This window comes from Curtobacterium sp. MCLR17_059 (assembly GCF_003234665.1).
GTDB classification, from domain to species: Bacteria; Actinomycetota; Actinomycetes; order Actinomycetales; family Microbacteriaceae; genus Curtobacterium; species Curtobacterium flaccumfaciens.
Map to the genome: position 1 here is coordinate 93,126 of NZ_QKSU01000012.1, position 22,460 is coordinate 115,585.

Here is a 22,460-nt window from a genome sequence, read left to right on the forward strand (position 1 = left end):
TGTCACACCGTTCCGCGCACCCGGGACGTATGAAGTTGACCAAGTGTCACTCGTTTTTCCGAACCGGGACGAAGTGCGGCAACCGGTTCACCGGTGCGCATCGGGGCCGGAACGAGCCACGGAACCTGGTTCCGGACACAGCACCGCGCGATCCCGTGGTGTTGTGCCCGGAACCTGGTTCCCGCGCCGGTTCGCCTGCGCATCGGGGCCGGAACGACGAATGCGTCCCCGCGCGGACGCGGGGACGCATTCTGGGACGCACCGGGGAGGCCAGGGCAACAACGGCCGGATCAGGAGACCGAGTCGCTCACCCAGCGACCCCGTAGTCGGTGCGTGCGCGGACGGTAACCAGCCGACTCGCGCAGAACGATGTTACTGAACGGAGTCGGGAGCTGCGCGGAAACCGGACGACTTCGTCACTCCAGTTCGAGGGACGCGGTTCCGGCGTCGTCGACGACCGAGGCGCCGACGTGCAACGTGAAGGTCCCTGACTCGTACTGCCACGAGCCGTCCCAGTGGGCGAAGGCACGCGCCGGGACCTCGATCGAGACCTCCGTCGAGGCGCCCGCGGCGAGCCGGACCGGGGCGAACCCGACCAACCAGCGCACCGGGCGGTCAACCGCCGACTCCGCTCGGGACGCGTAGACCTGCACGACGTGCTTGCCGGCCCGGTCGCCTGTGTTCGCGACGGTCGCCGTGACGATGACGGCGTCGCCCTCGCGCACGGTCGGGGTCGCGGAGACGCCATCGATCGACCACGTGGTGTAACCGAGGCCGTGCCCGAACGGGTACGCCGGTTCGGTGCCGGCCCGCAGCCAGGCCCGGTAGCCGACGTGGACACTCTCGTCGTACGCGACCTTGCCGTCCACCGGGGTGACGTCGAGCACCGGGACGTCGGCCATCGCGACCGGCCACGTCGTGGGCAGGCGGCCGCCGGGCTCCTGCGCCCCCGTCAGCACGTCGGCCAGGGCGTTGCCGTACTCCTGCCCGCCGAACCAGGTCAGCAGCACCGCGGCGACGTCGTTCCGCCACGGCATCTCGACCGGCGACCCGGCGTTCACGACGACGACCGTGTTCGGGTTCGCCGCGGCGACCGCGCGCACCAGGTCGTCCTGGTGGCCGGGCAGTGCCAGCGAGGACCGGTCGTAGCCTTCGGACTCGACCTTGGAGTTCGTCCCGACCACGACGACGGCGACGTCCGCACCACGGGCGGCGTCCACCGCGGCCTCGATGAGCACAGCGGGGTCGTCGTCCGACGGCTCGGTGCCGAACTGGTACGCCAGCACGCCGCCGAGCGTCTCGTCCTGCACGATGTCGTACTCGATGCGGATCGCGACCTGCTGGCCGGTGGTCACCTCGACCGGCACCGACCGCGCCGGCGGGTTGAGGAACGCAGCACCGAGCTGGTCGCCCTCGAACGGCACGTCCTCGTCGAGCAGCAGTTCGCCGTCGATCCACATGCGTGACCGTCCGGCCGCGCCGATGCCGAACCGCACGGTCCCGGTCGACTCGGCCGTGTAGGTGGTGGTGATGTCGAGCCGGTCGGCTTCACGGGTCGGGGCGTCGCCGCCGAACCAGAACAGTGCCGTCGCGCGGCGGTCCTCGACGAACAGCTCCTCGCCGTCCTTGACGAAGGCGACCCGGGCTCCGGGCTCCCCGGTGCCGGGGTTCGTGATGGTGGACAGCGGGAACTCCGCGATGCCCTCCTGCACGACGGCGCCGATCGCGTAGTCCACGCTCGCGCCGGGGAACGCCGAACGGATGCCGTCCAGCGGTGACACGACCTGCGACGGCACGACCGTGGCCGAGCCACCGCCCTGCGTGCGGGCCTGGTCGGCGTTGTGCCCGATCACCGCGATGCGCGACACGGCGGGGGCGTCGAGCGGCAGGACACCGGTGTTGCGGACCAGGACCGTGCCCTCGGCCTCGGCCTCGCGCACGAACGCGATGCCGTCCTCGACGTGCACGGGCGACGCGGCGACGGGCTCGAAGCCCTCGAGCGCGCCGACGCGTGCGGCCAGGGTCAGGATCCGGCGGACCTTGCGGTCGATCGCCGCCATCGGCACCTCGCCGGACTGCACGGCGGCGAGCAGCGGGCCCTCGCTCCACCACGGGTTCGGCCCGGGCATCGCGACGTCCTGCGACGCCTTCGCCGAGTCCACGGAACGCACCCCGGTCCAGTCGGACACGACGATGCCGTCGAAGCCCCACTCCGAGTTGAGCGGGGTCTCGAGCAGGTCGTTCTCCGACGCCGTCACGCCGTTGATCGCGTTGTACGACGACATGATCGCCCAGGCGTGCGCCTCGGTCACGGCCTTCTCGAACGCCAGCAGGTACAGCTCGCGCAGCGCGCGGTCCGACACCTCGGTCGACGCGGTGAAGCGGTCGGTCTCGTAGTCGTTCGCGATGTAGTGCTTCGGGGTGGCGGCGACACCGTTCTCCTGCACGCCGTCGACGTACGACGCGGCCAGGTCCCCGGTGAGCACAGGGTCCTCGCTGAACGCCTCGAAGTGCCGGCCACCGAGCGGGGACCGGTGCAGGTTGATGGTCGGGCCGAGCACGACGTCGACGCCCTTGCGGCGGGCCTCCACCGCGGCGGCGGCGCCGTAGCGCTTCGCGATCGCGCGGTCCCACGAGGCACTCAGCGCGGTCGCCGACGGCAGGTTCAGGGACGGGTCGCGCTCGTCCCACACCTCGCCGCGCACGCCCGACGGTCCGTCCGACATCAGGATCCGGCGCAGCCCGATCTTCTCGATGGGCCAGGTGGTCCAGAAGTCACGTCCGGTGAGCAGCTGCACCTTCTCATCGGTGGTCAGCTGGCCGAGGAGCGCATCGATGCGCTCGGTCAGCGGCGTCGACGGACTGGAGGCGGTGCTCGCGTCGTTCACGGTGGTCACGGTGGTCGGTCCTCTCGTTCAGGGCCGCGGGGCGCCGCCTGGACAGCCGGGGCCTCGTCGCCCACACCCACCATCCACCGGGTTCGCCGCCCGCGCTGGCAGCTCCTGCACCGTACCACCCAAAACCAACCGTTGCTTGGTTTTCTCGGGTCTCCAGCGGGCGGTACAGTCTGGCCATGGCACGACGGGGTTCGTACGCAAAGGGCATCGCGAAGCGCGAGGAGATCCTCACGGTCGCGCTGGACCTCGTGGCGTCGCAGGGCTTCAGGCGGACGAGCATCAAGGACATCGCCGACGCCGTGGAGCTGACCCAGGCCGGCCTGCTGCACTACTTCGACTCCAAGGACGAGCTCTGGGTCGAGATCCTCCGCCGCCGCGACGAACTCGACCTCGCGCACGACTGGCAGGCCGCGGACCCGGCAGCCCTGCTCGCGGCGATCGTGCGGCACAACGCCGAGGTCCCGGGCCTGGTGCAGATGTTCGTCAACCTGTCCGCCGCCGCGGCCACCGACGCCGAGCACCCGGCGCACGAGTACTTCCGCGAGCGCTACGAACGCAGCCGCCGCGTGCTGTCCGCGGACTTCCGGACCATGCAGCAGGACGGCCGGCTGCGCACCGACATCGACCCCGACGAGCTCACCAGCGTGCTGCTCGCGGTGTCCGACGGCATGCAGATCCAGTGGCTCTTCGACCCCACCCGCGACATGGCCGAGCACGTCGAGCTCGTCGCCCGCCTCGCGATCGCCCAGGTCGCCCCCACCGCCTGACGGGCTCCCCCGCCCCCGACGCTCCGGGGTACGGACAGGGCCTGGTCGCGTCAGGTGCGGCGGGGCAGGATGGTCGATGCCCGCCAGGGTGTGTTCCGACGACGATGTGGAGTGACGCGATGACGCGTGTAGTGGTGACCGGTGGCAGCGGCAAGCTCGGACGAGCGGTGGTGCGCGACCTCGATGCGCACGGGTACGACGTGGTCCTGCTCGACCGTGTCCCCTCGCCCGACAAGCCCGAGCGTGTCCCGTTCGTGCGGATCGACCTGACCGACCACGGCCAGGTCCTGAACGCGCTGCTCGGCATCGACGACCGGTACGACCACGTGGACGCCGTCGTGCACCTCGCGGCGGTGCCGGCCCCGGGGCAGGTCCCCGACGTGGCCCTCATCACGAACAACGTGACCTCGTCGATCAACGTCTTCCACGCCGCACGTGCCGCGAAGATCAAGAACGTCGTGTGGGCGTCGAGCGAGACCCTGCTCGGCATCCCGATGGGCGAGCACCACCCGCCCTACCTGCCGGTCGACGAGGAGTTCGCGGTCCGCCCGCAGTCGTCGTACTCGCTCGGCAAGGCGGTGGAAGAGGAGATGGCCCGCCACTTCACCCGCTGGGACCCGGAGCTGAAGATGATCGGCCTGCGCTTCTCGAACGTGATGGACGAGACCGACTACCCGGCGTTCCCGTGGGACGCCACCCCCGAGGCGAAGACGTTCAACCTGTGGTCGTACATCGACTCCCGAGACGGGGCCCAGGCCGTCCGCCGGGCACTCGAGGCCGACCTCACCGGGTTCGAGGCGTTCGTCATCGCCAGCCCCGACACGGTGATGGACACCCCGACCATCGAGCTCGTCGAGCGCTTCGTGCCGGACATCGAGCGCCGTGCGGACATCGACGGTGTCAGCTCGCTGCTGTCGTCGGAGAAGGCCCGCGAACTCCTCGGCTACACGCCCGAGCACAGCTGGCGCGACCACCGCGCCTGAACATCAGGCGGCGGGGACGAGGAGCCCATCGAGCACCAGGTCGCGCGCCGCCGGCAGCAGGTCGGCGGCGAGCGCCTGCTCGTCCACGCCGGTGATCTGCGCGAGCGCGCCGATGATCGCGGCGACGGACAGGTCGCCGTCGCAGGCGCCCACGAACGCCGCGAGTGCGGTGTCCGCGTCCACCCGGCGCCCGAGCCCGCCACCCTGCACCAGGGTCATCACGGTGGGGTCGTCGTTGCCCGGCCAGTAGTACCGCTCCTCGGTGACGTCACCGGCCACCGACAGGTGGGCGGTGGCGAGCGCGGCATCGTCATGCGCGGCGAGCCAGGCGGCTGCGTCGAGGACGCGGGCGACCGTCGCGCCGAGGCCCGCGGGGTTGGAGCCGAGCGTCTCGGGAACCCGCTCGAACCGGCGGAGGCCGGACGGGCCTCCAGGCAGGCGTCGACGCACCACGACGTAGCCGAAGCCGACGCCGGTGACGCGACGGTCCGCGAAGTCGTCGAGCCAGGCGCTCATCAGGGTGTCGAACTCGGCCGTGCCGGGCTTCGTCCCGCCGTCACGGATCCAGGTCTCCGCGTAGGACGTCGGGTCCTGCCGCTCGCGCTCGATCACCCACACGTCGAGGTCGGTGTCGGCGAACCAGGCGCGCACGCGGTCCAGGCCGTCGACGCCCCAGTGGTACTCCCAGTTGCCGAGGAGCTGGGCGGTCCCGCCGGGCTCCAGGTGGTCGGACAGGCCGCGGAGCACCGTCTCGACCAGGGCGTCGCCGACCATGCCACCGTCGCGGTACTCGTACGACGGCACGCCCTCGCGACGAGGTGTGATGACGAAGGGCGGGTTCGACACGATCCGGTCGAAGCGCTCTCCCGCGACCGGCTCGAACAGTGAGCCGAACCGGAAGTCGATGCCGTCGATGCCGTTCAACTGGGCGTTGAACCGGGCGATGTCGAGGGCACGGCGCGAGATGTCGGTGGCGACCACGTGGTCGGCGAAGCGCCGCGCGTGCATGGCCTGGATGCCGCACCCGGTGCCGAGGTCGAGCACCCGCTCGACCGGCACGGGCACCTGCAGGCCGCTCAGCGTCGTGGTGGCGCCGCCGATGCCGAGGACGTGTTCCTCGCTGATCGCGTGCCCGAGGGCGAGCTCGCCGAGGTCGGAGACGATCCACCAGCTGCCGGCGCCGAGGTCGTCGACGAAGGCGTAGGGGCGCAGGTCGACGGTGGGGTGCACGAGCGCGTCGGCGCTGTCGCCGTTGCCGTCGCCTTCGCCTTCACTGCGCAGCAGGCCCGCGGCGATGACGGCGTCGAGTCCGGCGGTCGGGAACGCCGCGGCGGCCTCCGCCCTCGCCACCGGCAGGCCGAGTACGAACAGCGTCGCCAGGGTGCCGAGCGGCGTGGTCTCGCGGGCGGCGAGCGCACGGAGCGCGGCGACCCGCGAACCGCGGTGCAGCGATGCGGCGGCCTCGGCACCCCACAGGGAGTCGAGCCGGTCGACGGTGAAGCCGGCCGCTGTCAGGTCCGCGGCGAGCGCCGTGGTGACGGCGGGGTCCGCGACGATCGACGGCAGCGTGTGCACAGTGCCCACGCCGGCGGTTGCACCGTCGCTCACGAGGCGATCCCCTCGCGCAGCAGGGCCGCGGGGACCTGCCAGTCGAGCACCAGGTCGAGGAGCCCGGGGAACCGCTGCTGCACGTCCTCGACGCGGACTCGGCTGACGCGGGTCAGGCCCTCCAGGTGCTGCTCGAGCAGACCGGCCTCGCGCAGGACCCGGAAGTGGTGGGTCAGCGTGGACTTCGGCCGGTCGATGCCGACCCAGCCGCAGCTGCGCTCACCCCCGGCCGCGTCGACCAGGTAGCGGTGCAGGATCGCGAGCCGGATCGGATCGCTCAGGGCGTCCATCACGACCGGGAGGTCCATCTCGGCCACGGACGGCTGCGGCAGCCGTTCAGGAGCATCGACGTGCGCGGGCATGGACGGGACGCTACCACCGTTCGGCTTGCTGTACGACTTGCGTCGTACTGTTCGAGTGCGGTACGAATGCAGTCGTACTGCACGGAGATGGAAAGGGGTGCGCATGCACCAGTCAGCTCGTTCGGTCGCCGGGTTCTGGATCCTGGCGGCGATGCTCCTGGTCTCGGTCGCGTCGTCGGCCGTGCCGTCGCCGATCTACCCGGTCTACGCAGCCGAGTGGCACCTCACCCCGCTCATGCTCACCGGGGTCTTCGCCATCTACGTCGCCGGACTGCTCGCGAGCCTGCTCGTCGCGGGTCGCCTGTCCGACCACGTCGGCCGAAAGCCCGTACTGGTCGTCGGCGGCCTGGGTGTCGCACTGTCGCTCGGCTTGTTCGCGATGGCGGACGGGGTCGTCGCGCTCATCGTCGACCGGATCGTGCAGGGTGTCTCGGTCGGGCTGCTCATCGGGGCCCTCGGCGCGGCCCTCATCGACAACTCCCTCGAACGCCACCCCACCATGGCGGGCGTGCTGAACGGCGTCATCCCGCCGATCGCCCTGGCCACCGGCGCGATGTCGAGCGGCGCGCTGGTGCAGTGGGGCCCGGCACCGGAACAGCTCGTCTACCTGCTGTTCGGCGCACTCCTCGTGCTCCTCGTGCTCGCACTGTTCGTCGTCCCCGAGCAGGTGCAGCGTCGTCCCGGCGCACTCCGCTCCCTGCGCCCGACGATCAGCGTGCCGCGGTCCTCACGCCGGCTGTTCCGCGGCGTCGCCGGGTCGCTCGTCGCCAGCTGGGCCCTCGGCGGCATGTTCCTGTCACTCGTGCCCTCGGCGCTCGGCACGGTGTTCGGCATCACCAACCACTTCGCCGCCGGTGTGCTCATCGCCGTGGTCACCGGCGTCGGCGCGCTGACCGGCCTGGCGATCCAGCGCATGGACACCCGTCGCGCGGTCCTGCTCGGACTCGTCGCGCTCGTACTCGGCCCGATCGTCACCGTGTCGTTCGTGTTCGCACACTCCCTGCCGGGCATGGTCGTCGGCAGCGCGATCGCCGGTGTCGGATTCGGCGCCGGGTTCCAAGCGCCGCTGCGGATGCTGCTCGCCACCGCTGCCCCGACCCACCGCGCCGGGCTGCTCTCCACGATCTACGTCGTCAGCTACCTGGCGTTCGGGGTGCCCTCGGTCATCGGCGGGCTGCTCGAGCCCTCGGTCGGTCTCGTCCCGGTCATCGCCGGGTACGGCGGTTTCATCGTGCTCGCCGCAGTCGTCGCCCTCGTGCTGCAACTGTCGTCGAAGGACGCCGCCGAGGTCGAGGAGCGCGCCGCCGAGGTCATCGAGCGCACCGCAACCGGCTCGATCCGGGTCGCGGCCGAGTAGGCACGGTCCGACGCGCATTCGGTGCGAGGTTGATTGCTCTGTGCGAGTCTGCAGCGCCGCACGGAGCCATCAACCTCGCACGCGGTGACCAGCGCCGCACGGTGCCGACAGCACCAGCGCCCGTCCGCGGCGCTAGTGGCCCGGTCGCGCCGAGTTCGTCCCGCGAGCGCGCGCACGCACCCCGACGGTCCGCGCCGCACCGGTGTGCGCAGCGTCGACGTCGGCCTTGCCCCGGTCCGCAGCATCGCGCAGACGCTTCGGCCCGTGCCGCTTGGCCCAGTCCCAGAAGCGGTGCAGCTGCGCCTTGAGCCACGTGATGATCTTGTGGAAGAAGTGGAACTCGCTTGCCAGCACCGTGAGGCCGATGAACACCACGAGCCACCCCGGGCCCGGCAGCGGCACCAGGATCAGCCCGATGATGACGACCAGCCCGCCCACCAGACCGACCAGCACCTTGTAGAGCAGGTGCACGTGCGGCCGCGCGTGGATCCAGGTGCGCAGGCGGTGCAACCACTGGAAGCGCTGGCGCGGCGCGCCGTCGGCCCGGGCTTCGCCGGGTCGGTCGTTCGGGTCGCCGTCCATGCCGAAAACGTAGGGCGCGCGGCTGGGAATCAGCGGCGCACGGGGTGGACGCGCGGTGCGCATGCCGGGAGGCGCGTGGCGGGGACAGCCCGCGCCTCCAGGCCGTCAGGCGGCACCGATCGCGTGCCCCTCACGCGTGCGCGACGCACGTCGCCGCCCACGGGACGGCGGCCAGCCGTGCCTCCGGGATCGGCTCGCCGCCGACCGTGCAGCGCCCGTAGGTGCCGTCGTCGAGTCGTACGAGCGCTGCGTCCACCTGGCGGATCCGCAGTTGGGCGCCGTCACGGACCGCACCGAGCGAGCCGCGTTCCCAGGCCAGGGTCGCGCCCTCCGGATCGTGCTCGTCGTCGGAGTTGGCGTCCTGCCGGGCGTCACTGACGTCACGCATGCTCCGCTCGACCTCGAGCAGCAGCCGTTCGTTGCGGGCGCGTTCGGCCTCGAGTGCGGGGCGGGGGTCCTCCATCCCCGCCACGGTAGTCGCGGTGGAATGGCCCCGCCTCCGGATGCGTTCGCATGGACATGACGAAGATCGGGTTCCTGTCGTTCGGACACTGGCGTGACGTGCCGGGGTCGAAGGTGCGCAGCGGGCGGGAGGCCCTGGTGCAGGCGATCGACCTCGCGGTCGCAGCCGAGGAAGCCGGCGTCGACGGCGCCTACTTCCGCGTCCACCACTTCGCGCCGCAGCAGGCCGCGCCGTTCCCGCTGCTCTCCGCCATCGCCGCGAAGACCAGCCGGATCGAGATCGGCACCGGCGTCATCGACATGCGCTACGAGAACCCGCTCTACATGGCGGAAGAGGCCGCGGCCACCGACCTCATCTCCGGCGGCCGACTGCAGCTCGGTGTCTCGCGGGGATCACCCGAGACCGCCCTGGCCGGCTACCAGCAGTTCGGCTACGTGCCCGACGCCTCCGACGAGAACGGCGGCGACATGGCCCGAGCGCACACGAACGTGTTCCGCCGCGCGATCGCCGGCGAGCCGATGGCCAACGCCAACCCGCAGATGACCGGTTCGGTCGGGCCCCTGCCGATCTCCCCGCTCTCCGACTCGCTCGGCGACCGGATCTGGTGGGGCGCAGGCACACGTGCCACCGCCGAGTGGACCGCCGAGCAGGGCATGAACCTGATGTCCTCGACCCTGCTGACGGAGGACACCGGCGTGCCCTTCGACCAGCTGCAGGCCGAGCAGATCGAGCGCTTCCGCCGGGTGTGGTCCGAGTCGGGCTGGGACCGCGAACCGCGCGTCTCGGTCTCGCGGAGCATCATCCCGATCATCGACGACGAGTCGCGCCACTACTTCGGCGTGCGCGCGCAGGTCGAGGGGCAGGACCAGGTCGGGCACCTCGACGGCGGGCTGGCCCGGTTCGGCCGGTCCTACATCGGTGAGCCCGAACAGCTCGTCGCGGAGCTCGCGGCCGACCAGGCCGTCCGTGCTGCCGACACCGTGCTCGTCACCGTGCCGAACCAGCTCGGTGTGGACTTCAACGCCCGGCTGCTCACCGCCGTGAAGGACGTGTTCACCGAGGTCGACGCGGAGCCGGTCCCCGCCTGACCCCGGATAGGGATCGGGCGCAGCCGTTCGGGCTCGGGCTCAGCCCTCGGGCCAGAGCATCCGGAACCGCTCGCACACCACCGGCATGTCCGGCGCGAACCCGCGCGGGTTCTCCGAGTGTGCGCGCCAGAACGCCTCGTGCACGGTCCGCCAGTGTTCGAGCGTCCGGTCGCCTTCCCCCTCGGCCCAGGCGTGGTCCGCGTCGACCTGGTCGAACGGAACCACCCGGACCGCCGTCGTCTCGATGACGGCACGGGGCGCACCCGAGCCGTCGGTCACGATGCTCACCTCGTCGGCCGCGGGCAGCGGATCGCCGGTCGCCTCGTAGTCCCAGAGCGACGACGCCGTGCCGACCTTGACCCCGTCGAGCACGAGCTGCAGGAGCGCATCCGCCTGCTCCGGGGTCGCGCCGAAGGACCACGCCTCCGGCACGGCCTCCGGAAGGCTCGGACGCTCGCTGCGTCGCGCGGTCCAGAAGTCGTCGAGCGTCGAGGGCACGCCCCGACCGTAGTGCACCGGTCCGGTCCCCCCTTGTGCTGACACCCGGCTGGGGACTGGGGCGAGGCCGACCGCGCTCCTAGGCTCGGGAGCGTCGATCCACCCCGCACCTCGAGGAGCAACCGTGACGCTGCCGGCCGCAGGCTGGTTCCCGGACCCGCAGGACGCCCGTCGTCTGCGCTGGTGGGACGGTCGCACCTGGGGCGCAGCCACGCGGGTCCCCGCGGCTGCTGCTGACCCGGTCACGCCGATCGTCGTCGCGCCGGTGGGGCCGTCGTTCTCGGTGCAGACCGCGGCGATCCGGACGGACGCGTGGGCATCGGGCACCGCCGGCGACCGTCGGCTCTGCGTGTTCACGGTGCTCGCGGTGCTGCTCGCCGTGGTCTCGGTCGTCGCGAACCCCTGGGGCCTGGCGGGACTGCTCGCCGTGGCGTGCGGGGTCATCGGCATCGTGCGTCCCGGGGCCGTCGGTGCCTGGGCGGTCTTGGCGCGGAGCGCTTCGGCGAGCGCCCTCGTCGTCGCGGTGACGACGACCGCCATCGCCGCGTCGGCCCAGTTCCACCTGTTCTGAGGGCGGGCCTGCCTACCGCCGCGCCCGCGGGTGCGCCGTCTGGTACACGTCCCGCAGCATGTCCGCCGTGACCATCGTGTAGATCTGCGTCGTGGCGACACTCGCGTGTCCGAGCAGCTCCTGCACCACGCGCACATCAGCACCGCCCTCGAGCAGGTGCGTCGCGAACGAGTGCCGGAACGTGTGCGGTGACACGTGCGCCTCCAGGTCGGCGGCAGCAGCGGCGGCCTGGATCACGAGCCAGGCACTCTGCCGCGACAGCCGCGCTCCACGGGCGCCGAGGAACAGCGCCGGCGTCGACGACCCTCGTGCCGCGAACACCGGCCGTGCCCGCACCAGGTAGGCGTCGATCGCGGCACGGGCGAAGCTGCCGAGCGGCACGATCCGCTGCTTGTTGCCCTTGCCCGTGACCTTCACGACCGAGAGCTCGCCGTCGGCGTCCGACAGCGTCGTCACGTCGTCGACCGACAGCCCCACCGCCTCGGAGATCCGCGCGCCGGTGGCGTAGAGCAGCTCGAGCAGGGCCTTGTCCCGCAGCTGAACGGGGTCGTCGGCGTCGACGGACACCGCCCCGAGCAGCCGTTCCATGTCCTCGACGGGGATCGCCTTCGGCAGCCGCATCGGGGCCTTCGGCGGTCGGACGGCGGTGCCGGGGTCGAGCGGCAACCAGCCCTCACCCGCGGCGAAGGCGGTGAACGACCGGACCGAGCTGAGCATCCGCGCGATCGACCGCGGTGCGAGCGGACCTTCCGGTCGGGTGGCCAGGTGCGTCACGAACCCCGAGACGTCCGCCCGTGCCAACCGTGCCACGTCCTGCAGCACCGAGGACCCCCCGGCCCGGTCCGCACCGTCCGACTCGACGACCGGAGCGGCCGCCAACCACGACGTGAACACGGCGAGGTCCCGCCGGTACGCCGACAACGTGTGCTGCGAGAGTCCCCGCTCGATCGCGACGTGCCGCAGGTATGTCTCCGCGGCACGGTCGAGGGGCATCACCTCAGCAGGCTAACCGGCGCGGGTCACCTGCCGTCAGTGCAACGCCTCGTCCGGCGTGCCCACGCGGAACCCGGTGAACGTCACGGTCAGCCCGGCCCGCGTCGGCCCGGCGCACAGCAGCCCCGCGGACACGACGGCGTCCGGGTCGAGGTACGCGACCCGGACGAGGCGGGGCTCCTCACCCTCGGCCCACGCCCGGATCGTCACGGCGTCGCCATCGCGGCTCGCGCGGACGGTCACCACCCGGCCCGCCCACTCCGGCACGGGCGACACCGACCAGTCCGAGAAGCCACGCGTCACGACGGCGCCGAGCTGCGGCGCTCCGTCCGAGAACTCCACGCCGGCCTTGATCCAGGTCTGTTCGTCGACGCGCAGGAACACCCCGGCCTGGTCGAACTGCTCGGCGTAGTCGAGCACGAACGACGCTTCGACCGAGAACGGCCCGTCCGTCGGCTGCAGCAGCGCGTGCTCGGAGTCGTGCACGAACCCGTACGAGGTCGTCCGCCAGGCGTCACTGCCCTCGACCGCGGTGACGCGGAACACGTCGCCGTCGAACTCGGCGGCCTCCGGCTCGTGCGTCCACGTCCCCGTGGCGACCAGCTCGCGCAGGCCGTCGGCCGCGGACCCGCTCACTTGCCGCGCTGTTCGATGGCCTCGACGGCGAGCGTCGCGACGACGAGGGCCGAGTTGTTGAGCCGACCGCCCAGGATCCCCTCGAGCAGCTCCGCCCGCGGGACCCAGCGCGTCACGATGTCGGCCTCTTCCGCCTCACGCTCGAATGCGGACTCGGTCGACCGGACACCGCGCGCCCGGTAGATCTGGATGAACTCGTCACTGCCGCCCGAGGACGTGTTGTACCGGACCAGGGGCTCCCACGTGTCGGCCTCGAGGTCGGCCTCCTCGCCCAGCTCGCGCTTCGCGGCCGTCAGGTGGTCCTCGCCCTCCATGTCGAGCAGACCGGCGGGCAGCTCCCAGTCGCGCAGCCGCACCGGGTGCCGGTACTGCTGGATGACCAGGACGCGGCCCTCGTCGTCCTCGGCGTACACGGCGACGGCGCCAGTGTGGTCGATGTACTCGCGGACCATCGAGTCGCCGTTGTACGCGACGGTGTCGCGGCGCACGTCCCAGACGGCGCCCTCGTACACGACGGTGGATTCGGTGACCTCGAAGGAGGCGGACTCGTCAGCGATCGGTGCGTCTGTCACGTCCCCATCCAAGCACGCGCCCCCCTGACGCCCCCGTCGGAACCAGGTTCCGGACACAGCACCGCGTCGTTCCGCGGTTCCGTGTCCGGAACCAGGTGCCGTGGACGCGACCCCGGACGGACGGGAGGCGCGGTGCCAGCTGGCACCGCGCCTCCCGTCCGATCGTGGTGACCCGGCGCTTACGCGACCTGCTCCTCGGTCTGCGGGTCGAACAGGCTGGACGCCTCGTGGCGCTCGATCGCGGCCGCGACGAGCCCCGCGAACAGCGGGTGCGCATCGGTCGGACGCGAGCGGAGCTCCGGGTGCGCCTGCGTGGCGATGTAGAACGGGTGCACGTCGCGCGGGAGCTCGACGTACTCCACCAGCGTGCCGTCGGGCGAGGTGCCCGAGAAGACGAGGCCGGCGTCCGCGATCTGCTCGCGGTACTTGTTGTTCACCTCGTAGCGGTGACGGTGGCGCTCGGAGGCCTCCGGCGCTCCGTACAGCTCCGCCGCCAGCGACCCTTCGGTGAACGACGCCGGGTACAGGCCCAGGCGCATCGTGCCGCCCAGGTCGCCGCCGGCGATGATGTCGACCTGCTCCGCCATCGTCGCGATGACCGGCGTCGAGGTCTCCGGGTCGAACTCGGTGCTCGACGCGTCGGTCAGACCGACCTCGTGGCGGGCGTACTCGATGACCATGCACTGCAGGCCGAGGCACAGGCCGAGCGTCGGGATGCCCTGCTCACGCGCGAACTTCAGCGCGCCGAGCTTGCCCTCGATGCCGCGCACGCCGAACCCACCGGGGATGCAGATGCCGTCGACGTCGCCGAGCTGCTTCGCCGCGCCCTCGGGCGTGGTGCAGTCGTCGGACACGACCCACTTCAGCGTCACCTTGGCGTCGTGCGCGAAACCGCCGGCACGCAGCGCCTCGGTGACGGACAGGTAGGCGTCCGGCAGGTCGATGTACTTGCCGACCAGGGCGATCGTGACGGCCTTCTTCGGCTCGTGCACGGCCTTCAGCACCGGGGTCCACGCGGTCCAGTCGACCGGACCGGCGTCGAGTTTGAGCGCCTCGACGATGACCTGGTCGAGGCCCTGGTTGTTCAGCAGCGTCGGCAGGTCGTAGATCGAGGGGACGTCCACGGCGTTCACCACGGCGTCCTCGTCCACGTCGCACATCAGCGCGATCTTGCGCTTGTTCGACTCCGACACCGGCCGGTCCGACCGCAGCACGAGCGCGTCGGGCTGGATGCCGATCGACCGGAGCGCGGCGACGGAGTGCTGCGTCGGCTTGGTCTTCTGCTCACCCGAGGCGTTCATGAACGGCACCAGCGAGACGTGCACGAAGAACACGTTGTTGCGGCCGAGCTCGTGCCGCACCTGTCGGGCGGACTCGATGAACGGCTGCGACTCGATGTCGCCGACGGTGCCACCGACCTCGGTGATGATGACGTCGGGCTGGGGGTCGTTCTGCGCCTGCTCGCGCATCCGGCGCTTGATCTCGTCGGTGATGTGCGGGATGACCTGCACCGTGTCGCCGAGGTACTCGCCGCGACGCTCCTTGGCGATCACCGTCGAGTACACCTGACCGGTCGTGACGTTCGCGGCCTGCGACAGGTTGATGTCGAGGAAGCGCTCGTAGTGCCCGATGTCGAGGTCCGTCTCCGCACCGTCGTCGGTCACGAAGACCTCGCCGTGCTGGAACGGGTTCATGGTGCCCGGGTCCACGTTGAGGTACGGGTCGAGCTTCTGCATGACGACCTTGAGGCCGCGAGCCGTGAGCAGGTTGCCGAGGCTGGCCGCCGTCAGGCCCTTGCCGAGAGACGAGACGACCCCGCCGGTCACGAAGATCTGCTTCGTCACCTTCGGGGTCGAGTTCGAAGAATTGGTACCGCCGCTGAGAGTGTCCGCCACGGGATTCCATCGTACGTCAGAACTGCCGGGAGGCGCGACCTCGGTTCGCCGTGGGCGTTGCGCGGATGGGTGGCTGGGTCCTCGGGCCGTGGCCGGGTCGGCGGGCGGCACCCGCCTGCGTGGTCGTCAGGCTCGCTGGCCGGCCACGTCGAGCAGCTCGCGGGCGTGCTCGATCCCGCTGGCGCTGTCACCGAGTCCGGAGAGCAACCGTGCCATTTCCTGCAACCGGTCCTCGCCCTCGAGCCGGCGCACGCTCGACGACGTGACGGCACCGCTGGCGTCCTTCACGACGTTGAGGTGGTTGTTCGCGAAGGCCGCGACCTGGGCCAGGTGCGTGACGACGATGACCTGCGTGCGCTCGGCGAGCTTCGCCAGCCGTCGGCCGATCTCGATCGCCGCCGCCCCGCCGACACCGGCGTCGACCTCGTCGAAGACGAACGTCGGCACCGTGGTGCTGCCGGCCATGACGACCTCGATCGCGAGCATCACGCGCGACAGCTCACCGCCGGACGCCCCCTTGCCGATCGGCCGGGGGTCGGTGCCGGAGTGCGGCTGGAGCAGGATCGTCACCTGGTCACGGCCGTGTCGGCGGTACTCGCCGGCGTCGGTGACCTCGACCACCAGCGTCGCACCGCCCATCGCGAGGGTCTTCAGCTCAGCGGTCACGCGCTTCGCCAGGTCGGTGGCCGCCTTGGTGCGCGCCGCCGTGAGCGCGGCGGCGGCGGACTCGAGCGCCTGCTCGTCCTGCTCGACCGACTGCTGCAACGCCGCGATCCGGTCGTCGTCGCCGTCGAGCTCGAGCAGCCGGTCGCTCGCGCGCTGTCCGTAGGCGATGACGTCGTCCACCGTCTCGCCGTACTTGCGGGTGAGTCCGGCCAGCAGGGCTCGGCGTTCGTTGATGAGTTCGAGGTCGTGCCCGGCCTCGGGTTCCAGGGAACCGAGGTAGCTCGAGATGCTCGCCGAGGCCTCGGCCGCCTGGATCCCGAGCTCCGTGAGCTGCTCGAGCACCGGCTGCAGGGCACTGTCCGACGACACGACGCGCTCCACGGCACGGCGTGCGGACTCGACCAGGCCGACGACGTCGGAGACGCCGTCGAGGGACTCGCTGGACAACGCCTCGTGCGCCAGGGCAGCGGACAACCGGAGCTCCTCGAGGTTGCCCAACCGTTCGGCGCGTTCGGCCAGCTCGACGTCCTCGCCGGGCTGCGGGTCGGCGGCCTCGATCTCGTCGGAGGCCGCGCGGATCCGCTCGGCCTCGGCCACACGGTCGTCCCGGTCGCGGACCAGGACCTCGAGGTCACCGGCGTGCTGCTGCCAGGCGTCGTACGCGGCGACGTACCGGGCGAGGGCCTTCTCGAGCGAGGCTCCCCCGAACCCGTCGAGGGCAGCTCGCTGCGCCGTTGCCGAGGTCAGGCGGATCTGGTCCGACTGCCCGTGCACGGTGACGAGCTGGTCGGCGAGCTCGCCGAGCACCGCCACGGGCGCACTCCGACCGCCCACCGTGGCGCGGCTGCGCCCCTCGGCGGAGACCGTGCGGGTGAGGATGAGTTCGCCGTCCTCGACGGTGCCGCCGGCGTCCTCGACGCGTTCGGCGACGGCGTCCTGCTCGGGGACGTGCCAGCGGCCTTCGACGACGGCGCTCGACGCACCGCGGCGCACCGAACCGGCGTCGGCCCGCGCACCGAGCAGCAGCCCGAGCGCGGTGACGATCATCGTCTTGCCCGCACCGGTCTCTCCGGTGACGACGGTGAAGCCCGGCCCGAGTTCGAGCGTGGTCTCACCGATGACACCGAGGTCGCGGATCGCGATCTCCTCGATCATCGGGTGTTCTCCCTGCTCATCGGGTGTTCTCCGGGCTCATCGGTCGTCCTCGTCGCTCTGGGGGCCGCGCCACCCGGCGACGGGCAGCTGGAACTTCGCGACCAGGCGGTCGGTGAACGGAGCGTCCTTGAGTCGGGCGACCCGCACCGGGTCGGGCGAACGTCGGACCTCGACTCGGGCGCCCGGGGGCAGGTCGTGGGTCCGTCGGCCGTCGCACCAGAGGACACCGACGCCGCTCGTACGCCGCAGGACCTCGATCGCGAGCGTGCAGTCCGGCCCGACGACGATCGGACGGGCGAACAGGGCGTGGGCACTCAGCGGCACCATGAGGAGCGCGTCGACATCCGGCCACACGATGGGGCCACCGCCGGAGAACGAGTACGCCGTGGAGCCGGTCGGGGTCGACACGACCACGCCGTCGCAGCCGAACGACGACAGCGGGCGGCCGTCGACCTCGGTGACGACCTCGAGCATCCGCTCCCGCGAGGCCTTCTCGATCGTGGCCTCGTTCAGCGCCCAGCTCGAGTAGACGATCTGGTTGCCCACGACCACGTCGACCTGCAGGGTGACGCGTTCCTCGACGTTGTACTCGCCGGACAGCGCGCGCTCGACCGTCTCGGACAGGCCGTCACGCTCGCTCTCGGCCAGGAATCCGACGTGCCCGAGGTTCACCCCGATCAGCGGAGCGCCGGTGTTCCGCACGAGTTCCGCCGCGCGGAGGATCGTGCCGTCGCCACCGAGCACGATGACGATCTCGAGCTGGTTCGGCTGGACGTCGACGCCGAGGATGTCGACCTTGCCGACCGACGCCTCGGCACGACGGATGTCGGCGTACTCGTCGAAGGGCATGACGGGCGTGAGGCCGGCTGCGTGCAGGAGGTCGCAGACCTCGACCGCAGCGTCGATCGAGTCACGGCGACCCGTGTGGGACACGAGCAGGATGTGCCGTTCGTCACTCATGAAGACCCTTCCGTGAGTTCGGTCGCCCGGACTCTCCATTCTGTCGGATTGCCCCCGACACCGCGCTGGAAGCGGGCCAGGTACTCGTGGTTGCCGTGTGTCCCGACGATCGGGGACGCGGCGAGCCCACTGGTGCCGAGGCCCAGGTCCCACGCCGCCCACAGCACGTTCATGAGCGCGTCGTTCCGGAGCCCGGCGTCGTGCACGATGCCCTCGCGCACACCGCCACGACCCACTTCGAACTGGGGCTTCACCAGGAGCACGAACTCGTCCGCGGGGACGGCTTCGGCCAGCGCCGGCAGCACGAGTCGGAGCGAGATGAAGGACAGGTCCCCCACCACCAGGCTCGTCTCGGCAGCGGTGCCGTCGAGCGCCAGGTAGTCGGCGCGCGTGAGGTGGCGCGCGTTCGTCCCCTCGACCACGGCGACGCGTTCATCGAGCGCGATGGTGGGGTGCAGCTGTCCGTGCCCCACGTCGAGCGCGATGACACGGCGCGCGCCGCGTGCGAGCAGCACCTGGGTGAACCCGCCGGTGCTCGCGCCCACGTCGAGCACGACCCGGTCGGCGGGGTCGACGTCGAACGCGTCGAGTGCACCGACGAGCTTCCGGGCCGCGCGCGAGACCCACTCGTCCGCGGCGTCGACCTCGATGTCCGCGTCGGATGCGGTCGGCGTCGACGGTTTCAGGACGGCACGGCCGCCCACGAGCACCCGGCCGTCCTGGATCAGCTTGCTGGCGACGGTGCGCGACCGTGCGAGCCCGCGTGCAGCGAGGAGGGCGTCGAGGCGGACCGGGGTCGCGTCGTGCATGGCTCCGTCCGGCTCAGGCACTCGCGGAGCCGCCGCTCTCGAGCCGCGTCCGCAGCTCGTCGTGCAGGGCGGAGAAGGCGTCGGCGCGCTCGGCGAGCGGCAGGGCCTCGGCCTCGGCGGTGCGCGCGGCGAAGGCGTCCTGCTGCTCGGGTTCGGCGGACGGCTGCTCGGGGTTCGGCACGTCCGACACGCTACTCGCCGCCGTACAGCTGCGGGTCCACGTCGAGGCCGTAGATGGCCAACCCGGACTCCCAGATGAGCGCCGAGCCGGCACGGAGCCGATCGATGTCCGTCCCGGCGTCGAGCACCCGGACGACGTGCCCGCGCATCGCCACCGTCGCAGTACCGACGGTCACGTACCGGGTGCCGTCCTCGTCCTCGCGCCGCACCGTCTCCGGGTACGGCTGGGACAGCCCTCGGAGGTCTTCGAGCACGTAGGTGGGACGCGAGCGCTGGTCGGCCGCGAGCACCTGCTTCGCCTTGTCGATGCCGGTGAGCACGAGCACGCTCGGGATCCCGACGTCGTTCGCGCCCTTGATGTCGGTGTCCAACCGGTCCCCGATGAACAGGGTCCGACCGCCGCCGAAGCGCTCGACCGCCGTGTCGAAGATCGGCCGCTCGGGCTTGCCGGCGACGACGGGCATCCGGCCGACCGCCTGGTGCACGGCGGACACGAGCGTGCCGTTGCCGGGCGCGATGCCCCGCTCGACCGGGATCGACCAGTCCATGTTCGTGGCCACCCACGGCACGTCCGGGTCGGCCAGGGCGAAGGAGGCCTCGGCCAGTTCCTTCCAACCGAGGTCCGGTGAGAAGCCCTGGATGACGGCGGCCGGGGAGTCCTCGGCACTCGAGGTGACGGTGAACCCGGCTTCCTCGACGATGCTGGACAGCCCGAGCCCGCCGGTGACCAGGACGGTCGCTCCGGCCGGCACCAGGGTCGCGAGCAGCTGGACGCCGGCCTGTGACGAGGTGACGACGTCGCCCTCGGACACCTCGAGCCCGTAGCGCTCGAGGTGCTCGGCGACGTCGATCGGCCGGCGCGATGCGTTGTTCGTGATGTAGCCGACCCGCGCCGTGAGCGATGCCCGGGTCAGGGCTTCGACCGCGTGCGGGATGGCGTTGCGGCCCCGGTAGACGACGCCGTCGAGGTCGGTGAGGACCACGTCGACGCCGTCGGTCAAGGCCGCCGAGTGCTCAGCCGGCTGCGGAGCCGTCGACGTCGCGGGGGTTGTCGTCGTCGATCTCGCCGGGCTCGTCGGCTGCGGAGGTGTCGTCGTCGAGGTCGTCGAGGGCGGGTTCGTCATCGAGGTCGTCGTCGATGTCGTCGGCGGATTCGTCGTCGCCGTCGAGTTCGTCGGTCGCGACGTCGTCGGCTCCGAGGTCATCGGCGTCGTCGTCTCCGGCGTCTCCGTGTTCTTCGACTTCGAGCGTTTCCTCGACCACATCAACTGTCTCCCAAGCGTTGTCGTCCGCGATTTCGGCGAGGGCCGCTGCCGCGCGGTCCACACGGGCCCACCACTCGTCGGCCTCGTCCTGTCGACCGAGCTCCTCGAGCGTGGCCGCGTAAGCACTGTAGAGCGCCGGGGACCAGGTGTAGGCGGTGGATGGGTCGAGCTGTGGAATCTCCAGCTCGCCGAGGGCGGCTGTGGGATTCCCGAGGTCGAGACGAGCGCCGGACATGGCGATCGCGAGCTCGACCTGCACCGGGGTCTCGAGGGCCGAGCGCTCGACCGAACGACCGAGCTCGAGTGCCCGCTCCGGACGGCCCAGGCCACGCTCGCAGTCCACCATCATCGGCAGCTGGTCGTTGCGGCCGGAGATCCGACGGTAAGTGCGGAGCTCCCGGAGCGCTGTGGCGAAGTCGCCGAGGCGGTACGCGGTGATCGCCGCCGTCTCGCGGACGACACCGACACGACCGGCACGACGAGCAGCACTCAGGGCGTGCTGGTTGGCCGTCTCGGGGTCGTCGTCGACGAAGAGCGCAGCAGCCACGAGGTGACGCGCAACCCAGTCGGCGTTGTCCTTGCTGAGGGTCTTCAACTCCATCCGGGCCGCGGGGTCGAGGTCGCGCGCCTGGATCTCCTCGGGGATCTCCGGGTCGTCGTGGCGCGGACGGATCGACTTCGTGCCGTAGGGGTCGCGGTCCTCCCAGTCGTCGCGCGCGGCCTCACCGAAACGGGCGCCGGCGTGACGGCTGCCGTCACCGAAACGACGACGGTCCTCACCGCCGTCGCGAGCCGGGCGGTCCGACGAACCGCCGCGGAACGGACGGTCGGACGAACCACCACGGGCCGGGCGGTCGCCGTCACGAGCGGGACGATCGGAGCCCCCGCGGTACGGGCGGTCCCCGTCACGAGCGGGACGATCGGAGCCCCCGCGGTACGGGCGGTCCCCGTCACGAGCGGGACGATCGGAGCCCCCGCGGTACGGGCGGTCCCCGTCACGAGCGGGACGATCGGAGCCCCCGCGGTACGGGCGGTCCCCGTCACGAGCGGGACGATCGGAGCCCCCGCGGTACGGGCGGTCCCCGTCACGAGCGGGACGATCGGAGCCCCCGCGGTACGGGCGGTCCCCGTCACGAGCGGGACGATCGGAGCCCCCGCGGTACGGGCGGTCGCCATCGCGACGCGGACGGTCAGAACCGCCCTGGAAGGGTCGGTCCCCGTCACGGCGGGGCCGGTCTGAGGACCCGCCACGGTACGGACGATCACCATCACGCGTCGGGCGGTCTGACGAGCCACCGCGGTACGGACGATCGCCATCACGACGCGGACGGTCTGAACCACCCTGGAACGGGCGGTCACCGTCACGGCGCGGACGGTCAGAACTCCCGCCACGGAACGGACGATCACCGTCACGAGCCGGGCGGTCGGAGCCACCACGGTAAGGACGGTCGCCATCGCGTCGCGGACGATCGGCACCGCGCGGACCATCGCCACGCGGCGGCCGGCCGGAGTCACCACGGTCGCCCTGCCACGACGGGCGGTCGTTCCGGTCGCCGGACCGGAACGGACGATCCCCATCGCGACGCGGAGCGCTGTCCCGGCCTGGTGCACCGTCACGGAACGGACGGTCTCCACCCTGCGGACGATCACGACGGTCGCCTTCGCGCCGCTCGAACTCACGAGGACCGGACGACCAACGACCATCGCTCTGGCCGTCCCGACGCGGAGCGCCGTCGCGACGCGGGAACCGGTCGCCGTCCCGCCGGGGTCGATCTCCGCGGTCCCCGTCGTTCCGCCGCTGATCGTCGTCGTTCGCCACCGTTGCTCCTCATCGCGTGCCCGGTGCAGTGCCTCGGGCGTTCGTCCGCTGTGTCGTTGTGTTGGGTGCCGCGTCGGTCAACCGACGTCGGCCTCCAGTCCATCACGAACCAGAGCCGGCGTCGAGCGAACGGCGGCAGAAACAGAAATGGCCACCGGCCCCGACCGAGAACGAGGGTTTCCCCTGCGAATTCTCGATGGAGGGCCGATGGCCACATCTTTCATACGTTAAGTCCGGCGGCGTCCTACTCTCCCACAAGGTCCCCCTTGCAGTACCATCGGCGCTGAGAGGCTTAGCTTCCGGGTTCGGAATGTGACCGGGCGTTTCCCTCTCG

The 22,460-nt window shown here is 71.5% G+C and carries 21 protein-coding genes and 1 rRNA gene; 5 read left to right on the top strand and 17 right to left on the bottom strand.

Annotated elements, in window-relative coordinates; all coding sequences use genetic code 11:
* Positions 1-416: 416 nt before the first annotated feature.
* Positions 417-2,897, bottom strand: a complete 2,481-nt coding sequence (locus tag DEJ12_RS15370) for a glycoside hydrolase family 3 protein (RefSeq protein ID WP_111030653.1) — start codon at positions 2,895-2,897, stop codon at positions 417-419.
* 176 nt (positions 2,898-3,073) lie between these two features.
* Here DEJ12_RS15370 and DEJ12_RS15375 point away from each other — a divergent pair, with 176 nt between their 5' ends.
* A complete protein-coding gene (locus DEJ12_RS15375) occupies positions 3,074-3,664 on the top strand; it encodes a TetR/AcrR family transcriptional regulator (protein ID WP_110864205.1) in 591 nt (196 codons plus the stop codon).
* Between the two features lie 119 nt (positions 3,665-3,783).
* Positions 3,784-4,647 carry an NAD(P)-dependent oxidoreductase gene (locus DEJ12_RS15380; RefSeq protein WP_071245140.1) on the top strand — a complete coding sequence of 288 codons (864 nt, stop codon included), beginning with the start codon at positions 3,784-3,786 and terminating at the stop codon, positions 4,645-4,647.
* Positions 4,648-4,650: 3 nt separating this feature from the next.
* On the opposite strand, the gene DEJ12_RS15385 is transcribed toward DEJ12_RS15380, so the two are convergent.
* Positions 4,651-6,255 (bottom strand): methyltransferase, encoded by a 1,605-nt coding sequence (locus tag DEJ12_RS15385; RefSeq protein ID WP_258370567.1) that lies wholly within the window; start codon positions 6,253-6,255, stop codon positions 4,651-4,653.
* Positions 6,252-6,617, bottom strand: coding sequence for a helix-turn-helix transcriptional regulator (locus DEJ12_RS15390; protein ID WP_071245119.1), 366 nt, complete (start codon positions 6,615-6,617; stop codon positions 6,252-6,254). Before DEJ12_RS15390 ends, DEJ12_RS15385 begins: the two co-directional genes overlap by 4 nt.
* A gap of 103 nt (positions 6,618-6,720) precedes the next feature.
* Between DEJ12_RS15390 and DEJ12_RS15395 the strand changes: the two genes are divergently transcribed.
* Positions 6,721-7,974: an MFS transporter gene (locus tag DEJ12_RS15395; protein WP_111030654.1), complete on the top strand. Its 1,254-nt coding sequence runs from the start codon at positions 6,721-6,723 to the stop codon at positions 7,972-7,974.
* Positions 7,975-8,106: 132 nt separating this feature from the next.
* Here DEJ12_RS15395 and DEJ12_RS15400 read toward each other — a convergent pair whose 3' ends face one another.
* Both DEJ12_RS15400 and DEJ12_RS15405 read right to left on the bottom strand, forming a co-directional pair.
* Positions 8,107-8,556, bottom strand: coding sequence for a TIGR02611 family protein (locus DEJ12_RS15400; RefSeq protein WP_111030655.1), 450 nt, complete (start codon positions 8,554-8,556; stop codon positions 8,107-8,109).
* Between the two features lie 130 nt (positions 8,557-8,686).
* Positions 8,687-9,019, bottom strand: a complete 333-nt coding sequence (locus DEJ12_RS15405) for a TraR/DksA C4-type zinc finger protein (RefSeq protein WP_111030656.1) — start codon at positions 9,017-9,019, stop codon at positions 8,687-8,689.
* A gap of 50 nt (positions 9,020-9,069) precedes the next feature.
* Here DEJ12_RS15405 and DEJ12_RS15410 point away from each other — a divergent pair, with 50 nt between their 5' ends.
* Positions 9,070-10,107, top strand: a complete 1,038-nt coding sequence (locus tag DEJ12_RS15410) for an LLM class flavin-dependent oxidoreductase (protein ID WP_111030657.1) — start codon at positions 9,070-9,072, stop codon at positions 10,105-10,107.
* Positions 10,108-10,146: 39 nt separating this feature from the next.
* On the opposite strand, the gene DEJ12_RS15415 is transcribed toward DEJ12_RS15410, so the two are convergent.
* On the bottom strand, positions 10,147-10,605 hold the full coding sequence (locus DEJ12_RS15415) for an ASCH domain-containing protein (protein ID WP_220034801.1): 459 nt from the start codon (positions 10,603-10,605) through the stop codon (positions 10,147-10,149).
* A 124-nt stretch (positions 10,606-10,729) separates the two neighbouring features.
* Here DEJ12_RS15415 and DEJ12_RS15420 point away from each other — a divergent pair, with 124 nt between their 5' ends.
* Positions 10,730-11,176, top strand: a complete 447-nt coding sequence (locus tag DEJ12_RS15420) for a DUF2510 domain-containing protein (RefSeq protein WP_111030659.1) — start codon at positions 10,730-10,732, stop codon at positions 11,174-11,176.
* 12 nt (positions 11,177-11,188) lie between these two features.
* Here the strand turns inward: DEJ12_RS15420 and DEJ12_RS15425 are convergent, their stop codons facing one another.
* The 11 genes from DEJ12_RS15425 to rrf all read right to left on the bottom strand — a co-directional run.
* Positions 11,189-12,169, bottom strand: a complete 981-nt coding sequence (locus DEJ12_RS15425; RefSeq protein WP_111030660.1) for a site-specific tyrosine recombinase XerD — start codon at positions 12,167-12,169, stop codon at positions 11,189-11,191.
* A gap of 36 nt (positions 12,170-12,205) precedes the next feature.
* A complete protein-coding gene (locus tag DEJ12_RS15430; protein ID WP_111030661.1) occupies positions 12,206-12,805 on the bottom strand; it encodes a DUF1349 domain-containing protein in 600 nt (199 codons plus the stop codon).
* Positions 12,802-13,377 carry an NUDIX hydrolase gene (locus DEJ12_RS15435; protein ID WP_071245128.1) on the bottom strand — a complete coding sequence of 192 codons (576 nt, stop codon included), beginning with the start codon at positions 13,375-13,377 and terminating at the stop codon, positions 12,802-12,804. Before DEJ12_RS15435 ends, DEJ12_RS15430 begins: the two co-directional genes overlap by 4 nt.
* A 179-nt stretch (positions 13,378-13,556) precedes the next feature.
* Positions 13,557-15,272, bottom strand: a complete 1,716-nt coding sequence (locus DEJ12_RS15440) for a CTP synthase (RefSeq protein WP_110864214.1) — start codon at positions 15,270-15,272, stop codon at positions 13,557-13,559.
* 126 nt (positions 15,273-15,398) lie between these two features.
* Positions 15,399-17,093, bottom strand: coding sequence for a DNA repair protein RecN (gene recN, locus DEJ12_RS15445; RefSeq protein WP_111030662.1), 1,695 nt, complete (start codon positions 17,091-17,093; stop codon positions 15,399-15,401).
* A gap of 36 nt (positions 17,094-17,129) precedes the next feature.
* The gene (locus DEJ12_RS15450) at positions 17,130-18,053 is read right to left on the bottom strand and encodes an NAD kinase (protein WP_071245131.1); all 924 of its coding nucleotides are present in this window, start codon (positions 18,051-18,053) and stop codon (positions 17,130-17,132) included.
* Positions 18,050-18,862: a TlyA family RNA methyltransferase gene (locus DEJ12_RS15455; protein ID WP_111030663.1), complete on the bottom strand. Its 813-nt coding sequence runs from the start codon at positions 18,860-18,862 to the stop codon at positions 18,050-18,052. The genes DEJ12_RS15450 and DEJ12_RS15455 overlap by 4 nt, the downstream gene beginning before the upstream one ends.
* 13 nt (positions 18,863-18,875) lie before the next feature.
* Positions 18,876-19,043: a hypothetical protein gene (locus tag DEJ12_RS18125; RefSeq protein ID WP_164941184.1), complete on the bottom strand. Its 168-nt coding sequence runs from the start codon at positions 19,041-19,043 to the stop codon at positions 18,876-18,878.
* 10 nt (positions 19,044-19,053) lie between these two features.
* On the bottom strand, positions 19,054-20,043 hold the full coding sequence (locus DEJ12_RS15460; RefSeq protein ID WP_071405861.1) for an HAD-IIA family hydrolase: 990 nt from the start codon (positions 20,041-20,043) through the stop codon (positions 19,054-19,056).
* A gap of 13 nt (positions 20,044-20,056) precedes the next feature.
* On the bottom strand, positions 20,057-20,908 hold the full coding sequence (locus DEJ12_RS18130; RefSeq protein ID WP_111030664.1) for a hypothetical protein: 852 nt from the start codon (positions 20,906-20,908) through the stop codon (positions 20,057-20,059).
* 1,449 nt (positions 20,909-22,357) lie between these two features.
* Positions 22,358-22,460 (bottom strand): 5S ribosomal RNA (gene rrf / locus DEJ12_RS15475); the annotation flags it as partial.